At 44.6% G+C, this 21,598-nt stretch carries 18 protein-coding genes; 5 read left to right on the top strand and 13 right to left on the bottom strand.

The features are described from left to right. Window positions 1-308 precede the first annotated feature (308 nt). Complete coding sequence (locus ACHUFN_RS10645) at window positions 309-983, bottom strand: hypothetical protein (protein ID WP_394222358.1); 675 nt, start codon at window positions 981-983, stop codon at window positions 309-311. A 126-nt stretch (window positions 984-1,109) separates the two neighbouring features. Beyond that, entirely contained in the window at window positions 1,110-1,526 is a 417-nt protein-coding gene (gene arfB / locus ACHUFN_RS10640) for an alternative ribosome rescue aminoacyl-tRNA hydrolase ArfB (protein ID WP_394222357.1), read from the bottom strand. A 145-nt stretch (window positions 1,527-1,671) separates the two neighbouring features. Between arfB and ACHUFN_RS10635 the strand changes: the two genes are divergently transcribed. Continuing rightward, window positions 1,672-2,601: an alpha/beta fold hydrolase gene (locus ACHUFN_RS10635; protein ID WP_394222356.1), complete on the top strand. Its 930-nt coding sequence runs from the start codon at window positions 1,672-1,674 to the stop codon at window positions 2,599-2,601. A 23-nt stretch (window positions 2,602-2,624) separates the two neighbouring features. Here ACHUFN_RS10635 and ACHUFN_RS10630 read toward each other — a convergent pair whose 3' ends face one another. Then, window positions 2,625-3,059 (bottom strand): hypothetical protein, encoded by a 435-nt coding sequence (locus ACHUFN_RS10630; protein WP_394222355.1) that lies wholly within the window; start codon window positions 3,057-3,059, stop codon window positions 2,625-2,627. 434 nt (window positions 3,060-3,493) lie between these two features. Between ACHUFN_RS10630 and ACHUFN_RS10625 the strand changes: the two genes are divergently transcribed. Beyond that, entirely contained in the window at window positions 3,494-4,021 is a 528-nt protein-coding gene (locus tag ACHUFN_RS10625; protein ID WP_394222354.1) for a cytochrome b, read from the top strand. A gap of 21 nt (window positions 4,022-4,042) precedes the next feature. Further along, window positions 4,043-4,609, top strand: a complete 567-nt coding sequence (locus tag ACHUFN_RS10620) for a YceI family protein (RefSeq protein ID WP_394222353.1) — start codon at window positions 4,043-4,045, stop codon at window positions 4,607-4,609. A gap of 65 nt (window positions 4,610-4,674) precedes the next feature. On the opposite strand, the gene ACHUFN_RS10615 is transcribed toward ACHUFN_RS10620, so the two are convergent. Next, window positions 4,675-5,967: an NAD(P)/FAD-dependent oxidoreductase gene (locus tag ACHUFN_RS10615; RefSeq protein WP_394222352.1), complete on the bottom strand. Its 1,293-nt coding sequence runs from the start codon at window positions 5,965-5,967 to the stop codon at window positions 4,675-4,677. A 189-nt stretch (window positions 5,968-6,156) separates the two neighbouring features. Beyond that, the gene (locus ACHUFN_RS10610) at window positions 6,157-8,226 is read right to left on the bottom strand and encodes a TonB-dependent receptor (protein WP_394222351.1); all 2,070 of its coding nucleotides are present in this window, start codon (window positions 8,224-8,226) and stop codon (window positions 6,157-6,159) included. 232 nt (window positions 8,227-8,458) lie between these two features. Between ACHUFN_RS10610 and ACHUFN_RS10605 the strand changes: the two genes are divergently transcribed. Then, entirely contained in the window at window positions 8,459-8,902 is a 444-nt protein-coding gene (locus ACHUFN_RS10605; RefSeq protein ID WP_374960524.1) for a DUF2721 domain-containing protein, read from the top strand. 168 nt (window positions 8,903-9,070) lie between these two features. On the opposite strand, the gene ACHUFN_RS10600 is transcribed toward ACHUFN_RS10605, so the two are convergent. Together ACHUFN_RS10600 and ACHUFN_RS10595 are read right to left on the bottom strand one after the other, a co-directional pair. Next, on the bottom strand, window positions 9,071-10,075 hold the full coding sequence (locus tag ACHUFN_RS10600) for a 5'-methylthioadenosine/S-adenosylhomocysteine nucleosidase family protein (RefSeq protein ID WP_394222350.1): 1,005 nt from the start codon (window positions 10,073-10,075) through the stop codon (window positions 9,071-9,073). 316 nt (window positions 10,076-10,391) lie between these two features. Beyond that, window positions 10,392-11,747 carry an OmpP1/FadL family transporter gene (locus ACHUFN_RS10595; RefSeq protein WP_394222349.1) on the bottom strand — a complete coding sequence of 452 codons (1,356 nt, stop codon included), beginning with the start codon at window positions 11,745-11,747 and terminating at the stop codon, window positions 10,392-10,394. A 377-nt stretch (window positions 11,748-12,124) separates the two neighbouring features. On the opposite strand from ACHUFN_RS10595, the gene ACHUFN_RS10590 reads away from it, so the two are divergent. After that, window positions 12,125-13,123 carry an NADP-dependent oxidoreductase gene (locus ACHUFN_RS10590; protein WP_394222347.1) on the top strand — a complete coding sequence of 333 codons (999 nt, stop codon included), beginning with the start codon at window positions 12,125-12,127 and terminating at the stop codon, window positions 13,121-13,123. A gap of 41 nt (window positions 13,124-13,164) precedes the next feature. Here the strand turns inward: ACHUFN_RS10590 and ACHUFN_RS10585 are convergent, their stop codons facing one another. The 6 genes from ACHUFN_RS10585 to ACHUFN_RS10560 all read right to left on the bottom strand — a co-directional run bounded on the left by ACHUFN_RS10585 (window position 13,165) and on the right by ACHUFN_RS10560 (window position 21,366). Further along, window positions 13,165-14,241, bottom strand: coding sequence for a GGDEF domain-containing protein (locus ACHUFN_RS10585; RefSeq protein ID WP_394222346.1), 1,077 nt, complete (start codon window positions 14,239-14,241; stop codon window positions 13,165-13,167). 106 nt (window positions 14,242-14,347) lie between these two features. Next, a complete protein-coding gene (locus tag ACHUFN_RS10580) occupies window positions 14,348-16,273 on the bottom strand; it encodes an ATP-binding protein (protein WP_394222345.1) in 1,926 nt (641 codons plus the stop codon). A gap of 19 nt (window positions 16,274-16,292) precedes the next feature. Further along, window positions 16,293-17,315 carry an ABC transporter substrate-binding protein gene (locus ACHUFN_RS10575; RefSeq protein WP_394222344.1) on the bottom strand — a complete coding sequence of 341 codons (1,023 nt, stop codon included), beginning with the start codon at window positions 17,313-17,315 and terminating at the stop codon, window positions 16,293-16,295. Window positions 17,316-17,440: 125 nt separating this feature from the next. After that, window positions 17,441-18,427, bottom strand: a complete 987-nt coding sequence (locus ACHUFN_RS10570) for an LLM class flavin-dependent oxidoreductase (protein ID WP_394222343.1) — start codon at window positions 18,425-18,427, stop codon at window positions 17,441-17,443. Between the two features lie 273 nt (window positions 18,428-18,700). Then, window positions 18,701-20,533: a glutamine--fructose-6-phosphate transaminase (isomerizing) gene (gene glmS, locus ACHUFN_RS10565; RefSeq protein WP_394222342.1), complete on the bottom strand. Its 1,833-nt coding sequence runs from the start codon at window positions 20,531-20,533 to the stop codon at window positions 18,701-18,703. Between the two features lie 2 nt (window positions 20,534-20,535). Continuing rightward, the gene (locus ACHUFN_RS10560; RefSeq protein ID WP_394222341.1) at window positions 20,536-21,366 is read right to left on the bottom strand and encodes a DeoR/GlpR family DNA-binding transcription regulator; all 831 of its coding nucleotides are present in this window, start codon (window positions 21,364-21,366) and stop codon (window positions 20,536-20,538) included. Window positions 21,367-21,598: the final 232 nt, after the last annotated feature.

Genomic DNA, 21,598 nt, shown 5'->3' with positions numbered 1-21,598 from the left:
CGCACAATTTGTGCCATTCTTTGCAATTTCCTATCTACGCCATTTACAACGTCAAGAAAGCATAGTGAAGAGCACCTTTCTGATAGTATTTATAGTGTTTGTTGGGGGGATTGAGGGGCGTGTTTGTAAGGGATAACCGCGGCGCCAGACGCGCGGGATGGCCACGTGTCGTTCATTCGCAACAGTTTTCGCAAAAAGCTGTAATCATTTTTTTAGCTAGCGCAGCGGTCGTTTACAGCTGAACATACCAACGAAGGAAGTTTTTCAATGTCATTAAAAAAGCCCTGTAAAAACAGGGCTTTTAGTTATTATTCTGAAGCAGTCATGCTCTTTTCCCACCAAGGAAGCGAAAAGTCTATATTTTCCGCATCACGAGTTTTGGCGTATTTCATTTTAACTGAGCTCCAAAATGCCGCTTTGAAAACCGGGTCGTAAATAACAAACTCACCCTGTTCACGATATTGCTCAAACAGCTTTTGATATGCTCCAACAGGCGTCAGCGGATTGTCTTGTTGAAAGACTACGTCACCACCGTATTCTTCGTATAATGCCTTAGAAACTTTCCAACTCTTAGCCATTCCCTCAGCCATTGCAAGACGATAACGTTCAAGCTCAGGCCCTTGAAATGCTCCGTCACTATCTAAGTCGACAGTCCACAGCTTAATGACTGAATACGCAGATTGAATTTCACCTTCACTAGGCTCAATCGCGTTTTTGCTTGCAAAGTCTGACAGTACCGATTCTGTAATTTTGTTACCAAGAGCACGTTGCGTCAAAATAGCACGGACTTCTTTTTCTGACTTGTCAGTTAAAATAGACTGAAAGCGATCGACATCGGCCTGTGTTGGCTGCAATTCTGTATTTGATATTGATTTGTTGAACAAACGAGCAATAATCTCATTTGCGGCTTGCGGTGTGTTAATCCCAAGCGAAACCACTATGGCTGCGAATAGCACCATAGGAATAACGTTCGAACGAGTCACTTTGTATGCTTCCCTAAGTTCCAATAATTAGCACAAGCACAAGACACATTCATTTATTATTTTAGGAATTTTCCGTTGTCTTGCGAAATGACATCTAATAGGGCTAATACTTTAGATTACTTTTAGTTAAAATTCCACTTTCTTACGCATAGTTTTCTTAGCGCTCTGTTGTTTTTTTACGTCACCTCGTCGCGCTTTCACCGCTCGGCTCACTTTAGTTTCTCTGCGAGGTTTTTGCTCAATTGTTGCCGCTTTAATCCACTCGACAAGTCGCGCTAGAGCGTCTTCCCTATTTTGTTCTTGTGTGCGGTAACTCTGAGCCTTTAGCACAAAGACCCCCTCATTTGTCACTCGGTTGTCTTTTGTTTGCAGTAGTTTTTCTTTCAGCTTTTCAGGTAACGATGATGCGCCAATATCAAATCGCAGATGTATCGCACTACTCACCTTATTAACATTTTGTCCACCACTGCCTTGCGCACGAATAGCCTGAAGATCAGCTTCAGCGTCATCTATGGAAAGAGAAGGGGTTATTTTTAATTCCATTTGCATTCCTAGTACTGCGTAGCAAACCCACGCTTGCTTTGCCCGTTATTTATCTTGCGCCAATATAACACTATAAAAAATGCTTACTTGACGGTCTTATCGTTAGCCGATAGGTTAAATTTCAACCTTGCATTGGAAGCACAATATGTTCGTCGTCTTATTTCTGGTTATTTGTATTATCGTCGCGCTTATTTGGATTACTGCAAAAATGGACAGCAGTATCGAAACCGCATTTACGCCAAAAGGCCAGCTTACTCCCGTGGAAGGGGGAATTATTCACTGGCAAAAGCAAGGAAGCGGGCCACCGCTTGTGCTCATTCACGGTTTACTTGGCAATAGTAACAATTTTAGTGAATTAGCTAAAACGCTAGCAAATCATTATACCGTTTACGCTATTGACCGCCCAGGTAGCGGTTTTTCAAGTCGCTATAAGGGCACGTCGGCCAGCTTTGAAGCGCAGAGTAAAATGATTTTAGCTTGGATGAATATAGAAGGCATAAAAGAAGCCAGCATTGCAGGCCATTCGATGGGAGGTGGAATCGCGTTAAGAATGGCATTAGATGCCCCTGATAAGATAAAGTCAGTTTCTCTATTTTGCCCGCTTACCACGCCCCTTAAAGAGGGAGCAGGTCCGCTATCAGTACTTTATATTCCCAATGAATTTGTGCGCAAAAGTGTAGCTAAAACCATCGCAAGCCCATTAAGGGCAAAGCTCGGTAAAAAGCAGGTTGGACAAATCTTTTACCCAGAACCCGTACCTAGTTCATTCTCTACAGAAGGAGGTGGGCTTTTAGCGCTACACTCACGCAGTTTCTATGAAGGAAGCCGAGATACCGTATCGGCACAACGAAGCTTATACAAACAACAGCCCAGATATAATGAAATTCGCTGTCCAGTAGGCGTTTTATATGGCGAAAGAGATACTATTTTAAAACCAAGCGAACACATATCGGCGCTTACCGATGCGATTGAAACAGTAACGCATGAAATCATACCCAGCGCGGGCCATATGATCCCCGTTACCCAAGTTGAGGCGTGTGCCAGTTTTCTATTGTCAGTAGACGCAAAAATCTAGGTATTCTGGTTATATAGAGATACTTAGTGAAAAATAGTATCAGCCTTTTCGACTTGTTCTTTATAAGGAAATTCTAGCGTTGCTAGCGTGCCTTTTCGACCCAACGAAGACTGTTTCAGTTTACGAAGTTGATCGGCAACCCGCTCTATACCATCTTGCTCTTTACACATTTCGAATGGCGACATCTCAAGGGTAATATTGTAGCTGCTGAACCACGCATTCATTTGCTCAGTGTCCCCATCTGACAATGAGATGAGTAAATGATACATACGAATGAAAGCAAGTTGTTTTCTATACTCTGCCGTACCACTTTCAAACCCTAACAATGTGGTCTGAGCCAGTGAAGACGGAGAAATACCCAATATTTCAGACGCTTGCTTGATATTTAACCCAAGTTCTTGGTAAGCCCAAGTAAATGCTTTTGTTACAACGCTGGTAGGAAATAGAGATCTATTCATAGTGTCGCCTCAATTCTTCGCATAATGTTACGTAGATGTTATGAGGCTTTGCGAAATGCATACCAAGTTGCTTCGAGTACTTTAATGCGAATATTTCTTTGAGGCTTAGGACGGCTTAACGCATGAAATCACCCGAATAATTTAGCGCGCAATTAGCTAAGGCAGCGCCACAAAAATCGCTTCGCGAAAACACCAATGACTTTGTTACGTTGAATATAAACTATTAGAGCCTTTGGCGCGTTTAATTTAAACAATCAAACACTTTGCGCTTAAATCGCCGTCAAGACTACGATTTGCTTGCCGTTCACCTTTTGCATGTCGAGTGCTTCAGAGTCACCGTTCTATAAAAAAGAACAAAGGATCTTAATAAATGCAATGTTTAATCGGCATAATTGGAAATACACTAATCACAATTAAAAGGTAATGGACGTGATATGAAACCTAGATGGCCGCGACTTATTGTAATTATTCATTGGCTCAGTGCAGTTACCATTATTGGTATGTTCGCATCGGGCTTGTGGATGGTTGACCTCACTTATTATAGTGACTGGTACAAAACCGCTCCTCACTGGCATAAAAGCGTAGGTTTACTTTTACTCGCACTTACCGCGTTTCGATTAGTAATGCGTGCTGTAACGTCGCGCCCTCCTTCTCATGGCACTGCCACCGAAAAAACATTGAGTCGACTAGGGCATGCTTCACTGTATGTTTTGATGTTCACGCTTTTCATCAGTGGTTATTTAATTTCTACCGCAGATGGCAGAGCTATTGACGTATTTTCTTGGTTTTCCGTACCTGCTGTAGGTGAGCTATTTGAAAATCAGGAAGACATAGCAGGCGATATTCATTTTTACGTAGCGTGGTCAGTGATTATTTTAGCAGTTGTTCATGCACTGGCCGCGTTAAAACACCACTTTTTAAGTAAAGACGACACACTGAAGCAGATGTTAAGGCTTCGTTGATATTAGGAAAAAGGAGACATTATGAAGAAGTTAACACTTGCCTTGGCAGCCGCGCTGTCTTTAAGCACCGCTCAAGCCGCTGATTATGTGATTGATAGCAAAGGCGCACATGCATCTATCAACTTTAAAATTCAGCATTTAGGTTATTCTTGGCTGACGGGTCGCTTTAACGATTTTAACGGTACGTTTAGTTACGATGATGGCGCACCCAGTGCGGCAAAAATCATGGTTACTATTGATACAGATAGTATAGATTCAAACCATGCAGAGCGCGATAAACACCTAAAAAGCGATGACTTTTTGAATGTAGACGACTACCCAGAAGCTAAGTTCGTAAGCACCAAAATTGTCGATAAAGGCAACGGCATGATGGATGTTATGGGTGACTTTACATTGCACGGGGTAACCAAGCCTATCACTATCGAAGCGAAAAAAATTGGTGAAGGTAAAGATCCATGGGGCGGCTATCGCGCAGGCTTTATGGGCACGACTACCATCGCACTCAAAGACTATGGCATTGACTACGACTTAGGTCCGGCGTCACAAACCGTAGAATTAGAGCTACATGTTGAAGGCGTGAAGCAGTAATGCCAATGTAATTCCGCGTTAGCTATTAAAAAAGCCCCGTATTCGGGGCTTTTTTATAGGAAAATCTAATGAAGCTTGAGTTTGGGGCTAATGGCGTTACTTAACTTTTTAACTAAAAGCTTTAGCGTACCTTTTATTTTTCCATGTACCGCAAACTGATGCATGTTGTATAACGATACGTAAACCAGTTTAGCCAAACGGCCTTCTATAAACATGCTGCTGTTAGAAAGCGACCCCATCAAACTGCCCACGGTACTGTAGTTACTTAAGTGAACAAGCGAACCATAGTCTTTGTAGGTAAAGTCTTTCGTGCCTTTTTGAGTAAATACCGAGGTTATGTTGTGCGCAACAATATCTGCCATTTGATGCGCCGACTGCGCCCTAGGTGGCACCCACTTACCGTTTTCCTGCTGGAATCCACAGCAATCGCCTAGCACCCATATATTTTTGTGTGTTGAGCTTCGAAGTTGCTTATCAACAAGAATTTGATTGGCGCGGTTTGTCTCAAACAAGTCTAACTTTGTAATAAAGTCAGGTGCTTTTACGCCAGCTGCCCACACCATCAAGTCAGCATCTATGCGGCTACCATCTTTAGTGATCAGCCCTTTTTCATCGGCTTTCGCCACCATGGTTTGCTCTTTAATGTCTACGCCCAGCTTATGCAGCGCTTTGCGCGCAGAGTTCGCTATGCGTTCAGGTAAAGCAGGTAAGATACGATCGCCCGCTTCAACAATGGTAATTTTTAAGCGCGACGCCGACATATCTGGCATGCCGTAGGCTTTAGATAAGTTTGCAACGTGATGCAGCTGCGCGGCTAGTTCGGTGCCAGTGGCACCAGCGCCTACTATTGCCACATCAATTCTGGCGTTTTTGTCTTCCTGCTGATTAATACGGATAAGCTGATTAAGTAGAGCGCGGTGAAATCGCTCGGCTTGTTTTAACGAGTCAAGAAAGTAACAATTTTCAGCAACGCCTGGCGTGCCAAAATCATTGCTGACGCTGCCTATTGCTAACACCAGCTGATCGTAGTGTATTTCGCGTTCAGGCAACACCTGCGTACCATCTTCGTCAATGAGTGGCGATAGGGTGATGGTTTGCTCTTGTGCATTAAGCGAGCACATTTCGCCTAGTTGAAAGCGATAGTGATGAGCCGCAGCGTGAATAGCGTAGTCCACACCGTCTGAATGTTTATCGATAACGCCGGCTGCCACTTCGTGAAGTAATGGCTTCCAGATATGGGTTCGACTGCGGTCGACAAGGGTTATTTCGGCTTGTTGCTTTCTCCCGAGGGTGCGGCTTAAGCGACTGGCTAATTCAAGACCACCAGCACCGCCACCAACAATTACTATTTTTTGCATGGGTATACCTATTAACAATCATTCCACGTATATCGCCTATGCAACCACTAAGAAGCGCTATACGGGGTATGACTGAAACCCATGCTTACCCTCACAGACTACGCCTGAAGCTGATATCACACAAGCTATTCGCTGTAATAGTCTGAATATTTGAGGGTAATACGTGTTTATTTTTTCATTTACTGTTTTCTACAGGGTAAATGATGCACTTACCATGAAATTCCTAGGACGCCCGGGGAAATAACGCGGACCAGTAAAGCTGGTGAAGTCAGCGCGTTCCGCGTACTGGGCATCTAGTAAATTGTTAATACGCGCGTAAAGCGTAATGTCGTCATTTACGCTGTAACGCACACGCGCATGCAAAAGATCGTGACCTTCATATTTGTTAAGGTTTTCCGCGTCGGTAAAATAGCTTGCAACATGCTGCCACTCTACTTGCGCTTGTAACGACGATGAGATGTCATAGCTTACACGCGTGTTAAATTGTAACTTTGGTGCGGTATCGATATCGTTGCCTTTAATATCTTGTTCACCAGAAATTTGGCTATGCTCGTAGGTGTGCCTTGCGTACGTTCCCGCAAAGTCTACTCGAAGGGTTTCATTTAATTGCTGATTGAATGAAAGCTCAACGCCTCGGTGCCACGTCTCACCGTTACTTACATTGAAAAAGTCGCTATTGCGATAAATCACATTGTCTTTTTCAAGGCTATAAATGGAAAGCGTATAGGTGCCTTGCTGCGATGCGCCAGTAATACCGAATTCGACGTTATCAGCCGTCACTGCGTCTAAGTCGGTTACCGCTTGAGAGCGCTGTAATCGATAGAGCTCTGTGGCCTGCGGCGCGCGATAACCGCGAGCTATACCACCAAACAGCTGAACTTGAGCGTTAAGGGCGTAACGCAACGACAGCTTAGGGCTGAAGTTGTTAAAATCGTCTTCACTATTAGCAGGGCGAGAGTAACGACAGCCACCAAAACCACACTCGGTGCCATCCTCTCTGACTCGGCCTACATTCATATTATTTGTGTAGTCGTATTGCATTGACTCAAAACGCCCACCCAATGAAATGTCCCATTTTTCATGTTGCCAGTTGAAGGTAAAAAACGGCGCTAGCAACGTAGCATCGACGTCATAATCGTAATGCTTGCCCGCAGGAATAGTCTCAACTAAAAACGCAGAGCCTTGTGTTGCCCCCTCTTGAGACTGAACAAGCTCACCTTCGGTGTATTCTGCATCTATGCCTAGGTCGATAGTAAAATTGTCGGTAACCACATAGTTAAATTGAGACAACACACCAAACCCTTCTTGACCGTTTTCCTCTAGCGGCTTGCCGGGCAAAAAATGCATGCGAAAACGCATATCTTGATTGCGAACATAAGGCGTTATTGACAATGCGTGACCACCGTCAAAACGAGTGTCGAACTTACTCCATAGTCGTAAGCTTTCAGCCTTGCGAAACGCTTCAGGGTTGGGGTTACTTTTCGCTATTTCGGTATTTTTGTAACTCTCAAACCCTTCAATGTACCCAGCCGTTTCTTGATCGAGATTCGTGTAAGTCATACCGCTAGTGATAACAGTGTTATTCCACTCTAGTCTGTGACGCAGCGATACTTTTTCCTGATCGACACCTTCATCCGTTCGGTAACCCGTGTCTCTGGTAACGCTTGCCGCAATACCTACTCCGCTGTCGCCAAAATCTTTCCCTTCCAGAAGTTTAATCCTATGAAAACCATACGAGCCATAGTCTAAGCTAAGCTGGCCTTGTTGCTGCGTAGTGTCAGGGGTAATCACATTAATGACACCGTGAATAGCGTTAGAGCCATAAAGTGCCGATGCTGGCCCTTTAATTACATCTATTCGCTGTGCTACTTCACCATGGGCCTCAAACAGTTCATTGATATTACAAAAACCTGCAGCGCGAAGTGGTATACCATCTTCCGCTGCCAAAATACCGCCGCAGGCGCCAGCCCCAGTTAACACTGGCGAGCGTAGAGCAGGCAAATACTCCTGCCCGTTACCTCGCTGTACTCCGGCTCCAGCAATGTAGTTTAACGACTCTTGAATATGCTGAAACGACAGCATTGAAAGCGTTTCTTCCGTAATAGACGACACCGCATAGCCAGACGCATTCATCTGACCTGTTATACGGGAAGATGTGGTTTCGACTCTCTCTATTTCATTTATCTCCTGAGCTAAGGCCACAGACGAGAGTAGCGAAGCTGTAATAAGTGACAAAGAAAACAAAGAGGGTGAATGCATTACCTATCCTTATGAAGAAGCGAGATTTTTTTAGTGCTTGGCGCTAGTGTAACGCTATTCTAGAAAAAAGGGGTTAAAAACCGCTAAACTTGTCGTTAATGCAGTTTTTAGCTGTTCGTTGGGTAACACCTTGATTTTTACTTGGTATAGCCTTTGCTTTTTGTAGTTTTTAAAACTATGTCTTGATACGCCGCAATTAGCGTTTCAATTGCCACCTTTGCTGGAGGAACCGTTGGACACACTTATTCCTAGCCTTTCACAACTTATTGAATTTGCCGTTGCACCTGTGTTTTTGCTTACAGGTATTGCGGGCTTTCTTAACGTGATGTCGTCTCGATTAGGGCGCATTTCAGATAGAGTTAGGGTGGCTGAACGACAAATTCATACCTTGTCAGACCCTCACATTGTCGACCGCTCAAAGAAAGAAATAAAAGTGCTGTGGCGCAGGGTTAAGGTTATTAACTGGGCCATTGGGCTATGCGTGGCTGCGGGCTTAATGGTGTGTACGGTTATTGTTGCTTTATTCTCTGGGTCACTGTGGGTGGTCGACTTAAAAACGCCCGTCATCGTGTTGTTTATATTGGCAATGATGTTTCTTATCAGCGCGCTAATAGTTTTCTTGGTTGAAGTAAAACTGGCCACTAACACCATCAACATGGTTCGCACTATTAGGTAGCCAGCCTCATACTAGGCCGCTGTAACAGCAATTGAATGTATCAGAAAAGAGGACAAATGCGCGCTTCTTTCAACCGCTCATCTGCCCTCTTTCTTGTTGGTTTTAACAGCGCGTTTTTTGCCTTTAGCAACCGTAGACGTTAACGCATTAATCTTTTTGTAGCGCCTATTACTCTGACAGGGTATCTAGAACCGAAAACAATACATTAGCGCCTATTCTTGATACTTCTTTGTCGTACATGTTTTCAACGTTTACGCCTTCTTGCCCACCGGCAAGGTCGCTGATAGCACGAACAATCACCCAGTCAATGTCGTTAATTGTGCACACTTGACCAATGGCAGCCGACTCCATTTCCGTGACTTCCGCGCTAAATACGTCTCGTGTCCACTTACGGTATTCGCGATTGTCCATAAATACAGAGCCCGTTACCCCGTTACCACCCACATGCAGTTTGGCATCGCGTTCATCTAACACTCTTTGAGTTGGCATGGTTGCTATCGCCTGTTTTGCCGCCGTTAACAGCCGTGGTGTTGCACTGAAATAAGCAGTGTCTTGTGGTTTGTCCATACCCTCTTTCACAATAAGCACTTCATCGGGGTGGATAAAATGAAACGGTTTGTAGTTAGGCGTGTGTGGGTCTTTGGCGCGCCGTTCGTCTTGCTCTTCGAGAAAGGTAGCGTAGTACTCAGGAAGAATATATTCACCCGGTGAGTTTACATCTTCATTAGTGTAAACACTCTCATCATGGTAATACCAACGAGCCGGCACAATCACATCGCCAGGCTGCCACTTAGGGTTTACCGCTCCTGCGATTCCCATGTAAACGACTTGCTTAACCGGAAAGTAGTCTAAGGCCATCTGCATTGTCATGGCGGCATTGGCAATGCTCATTCCCGTAGCAAACACCAGAATTGGTTCATCGTGATAGCTACCTAAGCGATAAGTAACCCCTTTGATCTGTGTGGTGGAATGAATTGACGCGTTAGGGTCTTGTTCTATTCGATTTAAAATTCCTTCCATTTCTGGCGCATACGCCACTGTGATTGCAGTAAAAGCAGGTTGTGTAAACGAGGCGGGGCCATAGGCTGGTTGGTCAGTCGTACTTGTTGAAGCACAACCAACTACGCTCGATGTGGCAAGCAATACTATGATCATTAAGGTAAAGGGTTTCATGTTTGTTTCTCGTCTGCACTTTAGGTCAAACATTAAACTATCACTTTGAAGTGATAATGGAAGTACAGAAACTTCTAATTGACTGTTAAATATCGAAAAGTAGGGCATCTTCCCGACTCATCAGCATTTACTTATTCCTTGCGCTTAACCACTATATTTTCTGCGACAACCCTCACCGTAAGTATGATGTAAAGACACGACTTAAAAGCGCCTACCAATCTTTAAGTAAAATAGAATTCGCTTCTTCCCATCGGTATCTGAAACAAAAAAGGCAGCGTAAAACGCTGCCTTTTTCAATGCGCCTGTTTCTTTTTAATTAGAAACGCGTATTCATTTGAACACTTAAAATGTGCGCTGTAGCAGACTGAGTACCGGTAAAGTTAGTAGTAAAATCAGTACCTGGTACAACATCACGTAAAATGGTTCTATCTTTATTGATGTTTGCTTCACGGCCGTCGATGAAAACGTACGCCACATCAATAGAAGTATCTTCACTTACTGAGTATGTCATACCGCCTGAAAACCAGTGACGATCTGTATCAGGGATACTCAGTGAACGGTTCTCAACAGATACCACACCATCGTCGTACGCATAGCCTGCTCGAAGCGTAATTTCGTCGTTCAGGATATAAGTTACACCAAGCGCTCCACGCCACGAGTCGTCAAAGTTCTCTTCTTTGATAAGAAAATCAACGCCATCATCAAGGTTTGCTTCAAGCTTCTGGAAGGTGCTCCAATCGGTAAACGTTGCGCTTGCTTGTACCGACCACTGATCATTAATTTTCTGATCAATAGCGAACTCTGTGATAGCCGCAAGGTTCAAATCTAGGCTACCTGGCTGATTTAGGTTAATTGGGAATACTGGTGTCTGTGAAGATACCGCTCCTTCAAGCTCTAGTTTGGTCTCTGCGCGATGTGAAAGCGCAATGCTTGTTATATCGGTAGGTTGCCAGAAAACACCTACGTTCCAGCCGAAGCCTATGTCGTCACCTTCCATGCTGAAAAGTGAATTACCAGGCGTAAGCGCCGGTAAGGTAACGCCTATTTGCTGCGCCATAGGTGCTAAAGCAGCTACGGTACCCGCTAACGTGTTTGACACACCAGAACCAATTTCAGCTTCTGCATACGTAATGTTTAATCCAAAACCTACCATAAGCTGCTTATTTACTTTGTAAGACACAGCAGGGTTTAGCGTTACAGTTTTAACTTCCGCTGTATCAGCGAAGTGAAGCGCACCAAAGTCATCGGCATAATCTGAACGAAGCCCGTAAGTAGTGAACATACCTACACCCGCAGACACTTCGTCATTAATAGGTGATACATAGAAAAAGCCAGGAACAAAGGCGGTATCAGCAATGTTGTCTTCTGCTGCTGGTAGTTGCCCTAAGGGTCTGTCACCTAATGCAAAGCTTACGTTGCCATCAACATCTACGTTAGGGTCGATAAAGCTGACAGATGCGCTGAATTCAGCTTCTTTAAATACACCAATTGCAGCTGGGTTTGTTGCCAGAATAGAGGCATTCTCTGGCTTAGCGGCTTGGCCAGCCATAGCTCGGCCTAAGCCATTTGCACTGTGTTCATTAACTTGGAATCCGGCTGCCAGCACAGAAGAAGAGGCTAAAGTAGCAAGCGCTAAGCAAACTGAGGCACGTAAAGAAAACTGTTGCTTCATAAAATACTCATAGTAATAGGGGAAATTGCCCGCGCATTCTACGGATATGAGTACTTTTGTTCAATGCAAGTAAACGCCATTTACGCACTTTTATCGCATTTTTTACAATTATAGGCGCAATATCGACGCATTTATAAACAAGTTTGAAACAATAAAGTTAACGAGAGATCACCATACTGTTAATTAACCTTTAATTATCTATCACTAACAACTATTGGAACTACTAAAGTATTTCACTCAAATTTATAAATATCGTGGTGTAGTTATTGCGTTTATCGCGAAAAGCCCCACCCTTTTCTAAGAACAGCATGTTGCTCGGCTTACGCCTATGCATCATTTTCACGAAGTAATCACCTTACTAGTTACTGGAGGATACAATGTCAACTTACAAGGCCATTACACTGGTTGAACGTCCACACGATAGAAAAATAGGCCCACACCTATTTGAGACCAAAGAGTTGGATATTCCTACACCGCAAGACGGTCAAATTTTGATAAAGCAAACGCATATGTCATTAGACCCTGCGATGCTTGGCTGGATGAGTGAAGACAGAGAAAGCTACATTCCTCCAGTAGAGCTTGGCGAGGTGATGCGATCAAGCGGTGTGGGTGAAGTTGTCGAGTCTAAGAACTCAAACTTTTCTGTCGGCGATAAGGTCATGGGCATGACCGGCTGGAGTGAGTATGTACTTAGTGACGGCTCTGGTTTTAACAAACTTCAGCCTGGCATTTCTGAAGAAATGGCCCTTTGCGTTTTTGCACTGCCCGGCTTAACTGCCACAACGGGGCTTTATAACTTTGGTGAGCCAAAGGAAGGCGAAACCCTCATTGTAACGGGAGCAGCTGGCTCTGTCGGTTCCATTGTTGGTCAGCTTGCCAAAGCAGATGGCCTGCGCGTAATTGGTGTGGTGGGTAATGACGATAAAGCCGATTGGATTGTGAATGAGTTAGGGTTCGACGGCGCAATTAACTACAAAAGCGATAACTTAGAAGAAAAACTGGCCGAGCTAACGCCTGACAAAATCGACGTATTCTTTGAAAACACAGGCGGTCCCATTCAGCAACACATTTTTAACCGAATGAACGCTCACGGTCGTATTGTTGTTTGCGGCATGATTGCTGATTACCAGTCTGAAAATCCGTCTCCCGGCCCGAACTGGATACCGCTTATTAAAAAGCGTATCAATATTCGCGGCTTCGCCATGCCCGACCACTGGGGCGAAATTCCGCAGCTTTTACAAAAGCTTTCCCCTTATGTTCAACAAGGCAAAATTAAATACCGCGCCCACACCATTGAAGGCCTTGAAAATGCAGAGAAAGGCTTGAACATGCTATTTGAAGGCAAGAACACCGGAAAAATGATTTTGAAGCTATAGAGGCTTTAGGTAACGTCTACGAAAAAACAGATGGCGTGGTGTTATTGTTTGCACTGCGCCTCTGCTAACACATACTGGGCTTTGCCTTTTTCCTTTGCCTCGTAAAGTGCTTTATCAGCTTCATTAATAAGCCTATCGATAGATAAGTCACTCACCGATTCCGCGAATACTACGCCAATAGAGCAGCTCATTAATGGGTGCTTTGCGCCTTCGGCATGTTTCAATCCTTCGTCCTTCCACTTATCTAAAAAAGCCTTACAGTGCTTTTCTACCTGCGACTTTTCGATATCGCTCAAAACAACAATAAACTCTTCACCGCCGTATCGCCCGACAATATCCGTTTGACGCTGAAAGACCTCTTTCATAAGCCGCGCTTGTATTTTTATCGCTTCATCACCTTTTTGATGCCCAAAGCTATCGTTGTATTTTTTAAAGTCATCTAAATCGAACATTAACACTGCGACTGATACTTTGTGACGTCGACTTAACGCCACCAGCTTTTCGCTTTGCTCTCTAATGGCACGTCGATTTAATAGGTCAGATAATGGATCGTACTTGCTTAGCTTCAACAACCTGTCGTTAGTTTCCTTAAGCATTTGTACGCTTCTATCTAATCGGTAGCGCGCGTAAACACAAATAAATAAAGAGCCGCAAACAAATGCCATCGAAATAGGTACTCTGTCTCCATAAACTGGCGCTATCCACATCAGCCCTGCAAACCCCAAGATATTGATTACACATGCCACGAGCGCTAGCTTAAATTGAATGCCCAATGCGAACACACAAAAGAAGGCATATAAAATGGTGCCCTCATAAGGGAAGACAAATTGTTGCTCCTGCCAACATACCCAGATAAGCCAATAGTTGCTGTAAGAAAGGGCTATGAGCAACCCAGAAAATATGTACGCTCGGTACTGAATAAATTTCTGCCAATAAGACAAGATAACGATGGCAAGAATGATGGGAAGTTGAAGAAGAAGGCGGTCAATTATATACAACTGTAACATAGACCTAGGAAGAAGCATTAGATCGGCAACCATAAAGGTAAGCACAAGCACAACGCCAATAAAAAGCGCAATGCGCAGACGAATTAACTCGCTGGGTCTATAAATTTGCACACGCCACCTTACGCAATGAATTGCAGTTAAAGTACTCGCTCATAAACCAGTGAAGAAAGTTAACCAACGGCCATTTCAACTTCAATACACTGAAGCTTTATCTACTTTAACTATTATCAATGACTTCTTCGCCAAGCGCCAGTTTTAACAAGCTTTCTAGTAATGCTTCAACGGTGACAGGCTTGGTAACAATATCGTTCATCCCTGCTTTTTTAAACGATACATGGCGCTCTTTGAACGCCTCAGCGGTAAGCCCGATTACAGGCGTTTGGCTTAACTCGCCTTCTAGCTTTCTAATGCGCTTTGTTGCCTCAATGCCATCCATAACAGGCATATGCACGTCCATGAAAACCACGTCAACACCACCTTCTTCAACCCGAGCTGCGGCTTTTAATCCGTTATCCACGTGCTCTACATCGCATTGAAGTTGCTCTAGCAGTGCTTGAGCGACCACTGCATTAATCGCGTTGTCTTCAGCAAGTAACACCTTAAGCCCTGTTGGCAAACTAGCCCTTTGAGCATAACGCGCCGAACCTTTGTCAGTTGCCAATTCAGCTTTTAATCTTGATTGCACTTTCGCAGTCACCGTGAAGCATGACCCCTCGCCCACCATACTTACAACTTTAATGTCGCCATCTAATATCTGAGCGAGCTGTTTCGCGATGGCAAGTCCCAGCCCTGTTCCACCGTATTTTCGCGTAATGGAGGAATCTGACTGAGTAAATTTATCAAAGATGTGCTCTAGTCTATCTGTCTCGATACCAATGCCGGTGTCTTTTACCGAAACCACCAAACGGTTATCGCTGATTACTGTAGTTGAAGGCTGCTTCAGCTTGGCAGAAATACTCACTGTACCTTTGTGAGTAAACTTAATGGCATTGCTCACCAAGTTAATTATGATTTGACGAAGTTTGGTAATATCACTGGTAACCGCAACTGACTTCATGTTCTTACTGGAATAAACCAAGCGCGTGTTATTTGCGCTTGCGTTGGTACCCAGTAGCGTAATCAAGTCGTTAAGCATAGAGTCGAGATCAAACTCTGTCACATCAACCTCTGACATACCCGACTCAATTTTTGATAGGTCCAGTACATCATTTATAACCGCAGCAAGTATAGATGCCGACGACTTTAAGTCACTCGCGTACCGATGTTGCTTTTCAGACAGCGGTGTATCAAGAAGTAATGTTGCCAACCCTTGAATACCATTTAGCGGCGTGCGAATTTCATGGCTCATTACCGCCAGAAAATCGGTTTTCGCGCGATTAGCTTGTTGCGCTTGTGCGACGTACTGTTCAATTTTACCCGACATCGTTTCTACATCTCTGGCTAGCACGCCAAGTTCGTCGTTTTGCTGTAAATCTATGCTGACTTTTTTATGCTCAATGGCTATTCGGCTTGCTGCTGACTTAATTTTTTCGATAGGCGATACCACGAATATTTGGGTCACTCTTCCCATCAGTAAACTAACAATGGCCACAGCAAACAGTGTCACTAAAAACGTCAGCCACGCTATTGTTGATAGGGAAGACTGCAAGTCGTCGGCTGGCTGGAGTACCGTTACCTTCCAGTTCCACGGCGAGAATTCAGAACACGCAAATAAAACGTCACTGTCGTTTACATTCGACTCACCAAAGGCGACGTGTCTGCTGGCTATAGTAGAGATAGTTGCGTTTTCCACATTGGGCACAACCATTTGTTCCATTGTGCTAAAAATAACCGTTTCAGAACTTGAATCACTGATAGCAAAGTGTCTGTCGGTGGTTTTCTGTAACGACTTCAATTCCTCGAACACTTCTTCTTGATAGGCATCTCGAAACACGGGCACATTTTCAAGGCCTGATTCGATAAGCAACTCTCGCCTTTCATCAATAATTTCTAAAACATTTAATGTTAGCGTTTGAGTGAGTAACTGATATTCACGTTCACGTACCGAGTCGTACGCAGTCAAATATGCCCAGTACCCTGTAAGCGCCATTCCAATTAATAATATTGGAATATAAATAACCAACAGTTTCGATTTTATTCGCATGCTTACTTCTAGTTAGGCCTTATTGATACACATGATTTTTTGACAACTTCAAATAATTTGAAGGGATTGGGAGCTGCAACTTAATTGCGGTCGAGACATTTACTGCGACAGTGTACGTATCCATTTTATCAACGGGAATGTCTCTCGCCGACTTTTTATCGAGTATCTGCTTTGCCTTTCTTGCGGCAGACTTTCCTATGCTAGAGGGCTCGGATACTACACCAAGCAACGCACCTTCCTTCACTGACGAAATACTTTCAGCGAACAAGGGCAGTAATCCCGTTTTTTCTTTTACCTTTGCGATTAACCCATGCGCTTCTGTCAACGGCCCAGAAGACAACCAATAGCCATCTAACTCATTAGCCTTGCTTTGTAGGTTATGAACAATGTTATCAGTCATTTCAACTAACCCATCGTCACCTTCTATATAAGGCGTGCTGACAGCGACAAGATTTATATTTTCATACTCGCCGTCAAGCGCTAACAGTTGATTTACGAGATTACTGGAAGAGGGATAAGTTGAGTGGATAAGCCCGATATTCAGCGGCTTAGTACGCTTCGCTGCACGCAATACCCCATCTACCATGTCGAGCTTAACTTTTGCTTCAAGCACATGAGACTCACCGGTAATATTTCTACCACTTGTCGCACCAATAGCTGGCACAATACCTTCAGCAACAGGCGCCGAAACCACCATAAATAATTTAGGCACCTCGATAAAAGCATCAGAGGCATTTAATGCACGAGTGGCAAGGGTTGCAACCGATACAATAAGGTCGGGATTCGGCTTTTGAGCAAGCTCTTCAAGAATAGATTGAGCCTGTGTTTCAGCCCCTTCAGCGCTGTAAACTGTCACACTGATTTCGTACTCAGGCACAATGCGCGAAAGCTCTTCTTCAAACGCAGCGCGCGATTCAGTGACTATAGGAACAGGTAAGGTTTCAAGGATAACAACATTTAACGTTTCCTTCGCTAATACTAAACTCGTGCTAAACACGAAACAAAAAAAGGCAAAGAAAAAGGAAACGCTGACCTTTGTCATGATCATAAACCTGCAACAAAATGCTGAAAAATGCGTATATATAGCCGTATAATAAAGTGATTTGTAGATAAAGCATAGAAGAAGTTCTAACCAAATGTTCAAACATGGTAGCCCACTTCTACTAGCTAAGACGCTATCTCTGCAAAAGCTTTCACGCTGAATAAACGCGCATCTATGTCGTAAATTGGCATAGACACAATAATTTCATCGACATCTGTTGCCTCGATAAATTGCGCCAGTTTATTTTTAACGGTTTCCTTTGAACCCACCAAGGCATATCTCAGCACATTCGATAACATTGCTTCGTCGCTTGCCGAGCAATGCTGGTTAAAATTACGCATAGGTTTAGCAAACGGTTTGTTTAAACCACGACGCATATTCATAAATTGTTGCTTTACCGACGTAAATAGAAACTCAGCTTCTTCATTGGTGTCGGCAACTACCACCATTACGCCAGCCATTACTTTTGGCGCTGACAACTGTAGTGAAGGTCTAAACATGTTGCGATATACATGCAGCGCGTCAAATAGTGCATCAGGGGCAAAGTGCGAGGCAAACGAATACGGCAACCCCATTTTCGCCGCTACTTGAGCACTGTATAAACTAGAACCTAGCAACCACAACGGCACGTGAGTATTCGCTCCTGGCACCGCCACTATTGGCTGACCGTTTTGCACAGCGCCTAAATAATGCTGTAGTTCTTGAATATCTTCTGGGTAACTGTCGACATCGCTTTGTAAGTTGCGGCGTAGCGCGCGAGCGGTTGCCATATCTGTACCTGGCGCACGGCCAAGCCCCAGCTCAACACGGTTTGGAAATAATTCTGCCAACGTGCCAAATTGCTCGGCCACAACCAAAGGCGCATGATTAGGTAGCATAATGCCGCCCGCCCCTATTTTAATGTGTGATGTTGCATTCGCGATATGCGCAAGCACGACTGACGTTGCTGAACTTGCCACACCATTCATGCCATGATGCTCTGCTAACCACACTCGTTCGTAGCCGCTGCGCTCAGCCTCCATTGCCATTAGCTTTGAATTGTTTAGCGCGTCTTTAACGCCAAACCCTTCCGATATTGGCGCTAAATCTAGCAGTGAGTAGGGTATAGCCATGATGCCTCGCAATACTTTAAACCGTGTAGTCACTACTAAATATGAACTGACCTCAAGATTTACAATGGCTGCTTTGGCAAAGTAAGACGGGTGGAGAAGCTTTGTCGATGAAATGAAACTGAGGGTGTATAGGCGTGCCTTAGTGCCGAAGTTCAATAGCCGTTTTCTGCGATTGAGACTGTTGTTGTTTAGGATGAGTTACGCTTAATAAAAAAGCCTGTGACTTTTCAGTGACAGGCTTTTTTACACAATGAATCGCTTAAACAGCGCTTCTTATTCCACCGTCACCGACTTCGCCAAGTTACGCGGCTGGTCAACGTCTGTACCTTTAATAAGCGCTACATAGTAAGACAGTAGCTGTAGCGGCAAGGTATAGATGATAGGGGCAATTGGCGCTTCGCAGTGCGGTACGTCAATAACACGCATGGTTTCGTCGCCCGCAAACGCCGCATCTTTATCGGCAAACACATACATGATGCCGCCACGCGCACGCACTTCTTCAACATTCGACTTAAGCTTTTCAAGCAGTTCGTTGTTAGGTGCAACCACAATAACTGGCATTTCATCATCAATTAGCGCAAGCGGGCCGTGCTTCAATTCGCCCGACGCATATGCTTCGGCGTGAATGTAAGAAATCTCTTTAAGCTTAAGCGCCCCTTCCATAGCAATTGGGTATTGGTCGCCGCGGCCCAAAAATAGGCTGTGATGCTTATCGGCAAACTCTTCGGCTAAATCTTCAATACCACCTGTAATAGCCAGGGTCTCTTCTAGCTTAGCTGGCAGGCTGTGAAGTGCAGACACAATGGCTTTACTGTCAGCATCAGCAATGCCGTTTTCTTTACCTAAAGCCAGTGTAAGCATTAAGAAGGCAGTAAGCTGTGTGGTAAATGCTTTGGTTGACGCTACACCAATTTCAGCGCCGGCACGGGTCATAAACGCAAGGTCAGACTCGCGAACAAGCGACGAGCCTTGAACGTTACAAATAGTAAGGCTAGACATATAACCTTGCTCTTTAGCTAGGCGAAGTGCTGCGAGCGTATCGGCTGTCTCGCCTGACTGAGAAATGGTGATAAGCAGGCTGTTCGGATGAACGACTGACTTGCGGTAACGAAACTCAGAGGCAATTTCAACGTTACACGACACATTTGCGTATTGCTCTAACCAGTAACGCGCTGTCATTCCCGCGTGGTAACTTGTACCACATGCAATAATTTGTACGTGTTTTACTTTTTTGAAAATCTCGTCAGCGCCCTCGCCGAAAACATCTGCGGTAAGCCCGTTCTCGTCGATACGATCTTTTAGCGCATTGCGCACAACGGTTGGCTGTTCGTGAATTTCTTTAAGCATGTAGTGACGGTAGCCTGCTTTATCGCCTGCGTCGTGCTCTACATTAGACTCAATCACTTCGCGTTCAACGGCGTTGCCGTCTTTATCGAAAATTTTCACGTCACGACGCGTAATTTCAGCAACATCGCCTTCTTCTAAAAAGATAAAACGACGAGTAACAGGCAACAGCGCCATTTGGTCTGATGCAATAAAGTTTTCACCAAGGCCCAAGCCAATAACCAAAGGGCTACCAGAACGAGCAACCACTACACGGCTTGGATCTTCTTTATCCATAATGACTGTGCCGTACGCACCGTGGAACGTTCTTACTGCACATTGAACCGCGTCTAATAGTGACTTACCTGATTTAAGCTCTTCATGCACAGTATGCGCAATAGTTTCGGTATCTGTGTCGCTGGTGAAGGTGTAACCTTTCTCTTTAAGCTGGGCTTTTAAGTTAACGTAGTTTTCAATAATGCCGTTATGTACCACTGCCACACGTTCGGTTGAAAAATGCGGGTGAGCATTCGCCTCTGTTACGCCGCCATGGGTTGCCCAACGGGTGTGCGCAATACCTGTTGTGCCTAATGCTTCACCTTCTGCTACAGCGTCAGCAAGCTCTTGTACTTTACCTGTACGACGAATACGCGTTAACGTGCCGTCGTTTTGCAAAAGCGCCACACCTGCCGAATCATAGCCGCGATACTCTAGTCTTTTTAAACCCTCAAGCAGGATTTCAACAACGTTACGTTCGGCTACAGCGCCAACAATTCCACACATAGTTATTCTCCACTTGGCGCTGCAATTAACACTGTCACGCCCTGATTTTCAATATTAAGTTTGTCTTCATCGCTAATGTTTTCATCAGTGATCAACACAGAAATGTTTTTCCAACCCAGTTCAAGGTTTGGCATTTTATGAGTAAGTTTCTTTGAACTGGCTAGTACCACAACCTTGCTAGCTGCCGAGGCCATGGCGCGGGTTACCCCAATAAGTTCGTTAAATGTGGTGGTTCCCCTGTTTACGTCTATGCCCGCTGCACCAATAAATGCAATGTCAAAACTATAGGCGTTAACCAACTGTTCGGCCATTGCCCCTTGAAATGACTGAGACTGCGCATCCCACGTTCCCCCTACCATTAGCACGGTAGGTTCTTTATCGCTTTGCGTTAGAAAGTTAGCGGTCGATAGGGTATTGGTCATTACCACTAAGTCGTCGATTTGCGCTAAATGCGGCAGCACCGACGCCGTAGTAGAGCCGCAATCTATCACTAACCTGCTACCCGGTTTAACCAAGCTTGCTGCGCATTGGCCTATGGCATTGATCACAGGGTTCGCTGCATTTGCCGCAACACTACTGGCTTGGTTATTTGAAGAATCGTTGGTAGAGGATTGAGGAAAATCAGTATTTGAGGCTACCGCGGGAACGGGAACGGCGCCGCCAAACTGGCGAATAAGCAAACCTTGCTGCGAGAGCGCGGCGAGGTCTTTTCTTATCGTCACTTCAGAGGTGGTAAAACGCTCGGCCAAGTCTTCAACTTGCGTTTGACCGTGCTGATTAACCCAAGACACTATTTGCTGTCTGCGCTGCTCTACTGATTTACTGCTTTTCAATGATACCTCGATGCTTTTGGGGCCGTCACTTTTTCAGCTATAGCTCGTAAACCCAACGCTTAACACTAGCGCCTGGTTTTAACGTCGACACATCAAAATAGCGTCAGTAAAACTCCGAGGTGTTGTGCTAGCGTTTTAACGCAACTTAAGGGGTCTTAGCGAACTCATAACTTTCAAAACGAAAGCTATGAGTTTTAAAGTGAAAGCATCGTAAGTTAAAATGAAACGTTGA

Source organism: Alteromonas gracilis (assembly GCF_043642145.1).
Classification (GTDB): Bacteria; Pseudomonadota; Gammaproteobacteria; order Enterobacterales; family Alteromonadaceae; genus Alteromonas; species Alteromonas gracilis_B.
The sequence above is the reverse complement of the archived record's forward strand: the minus strand, read 5'-3'. Positions and strand labels throughout refer to the sequence as shown.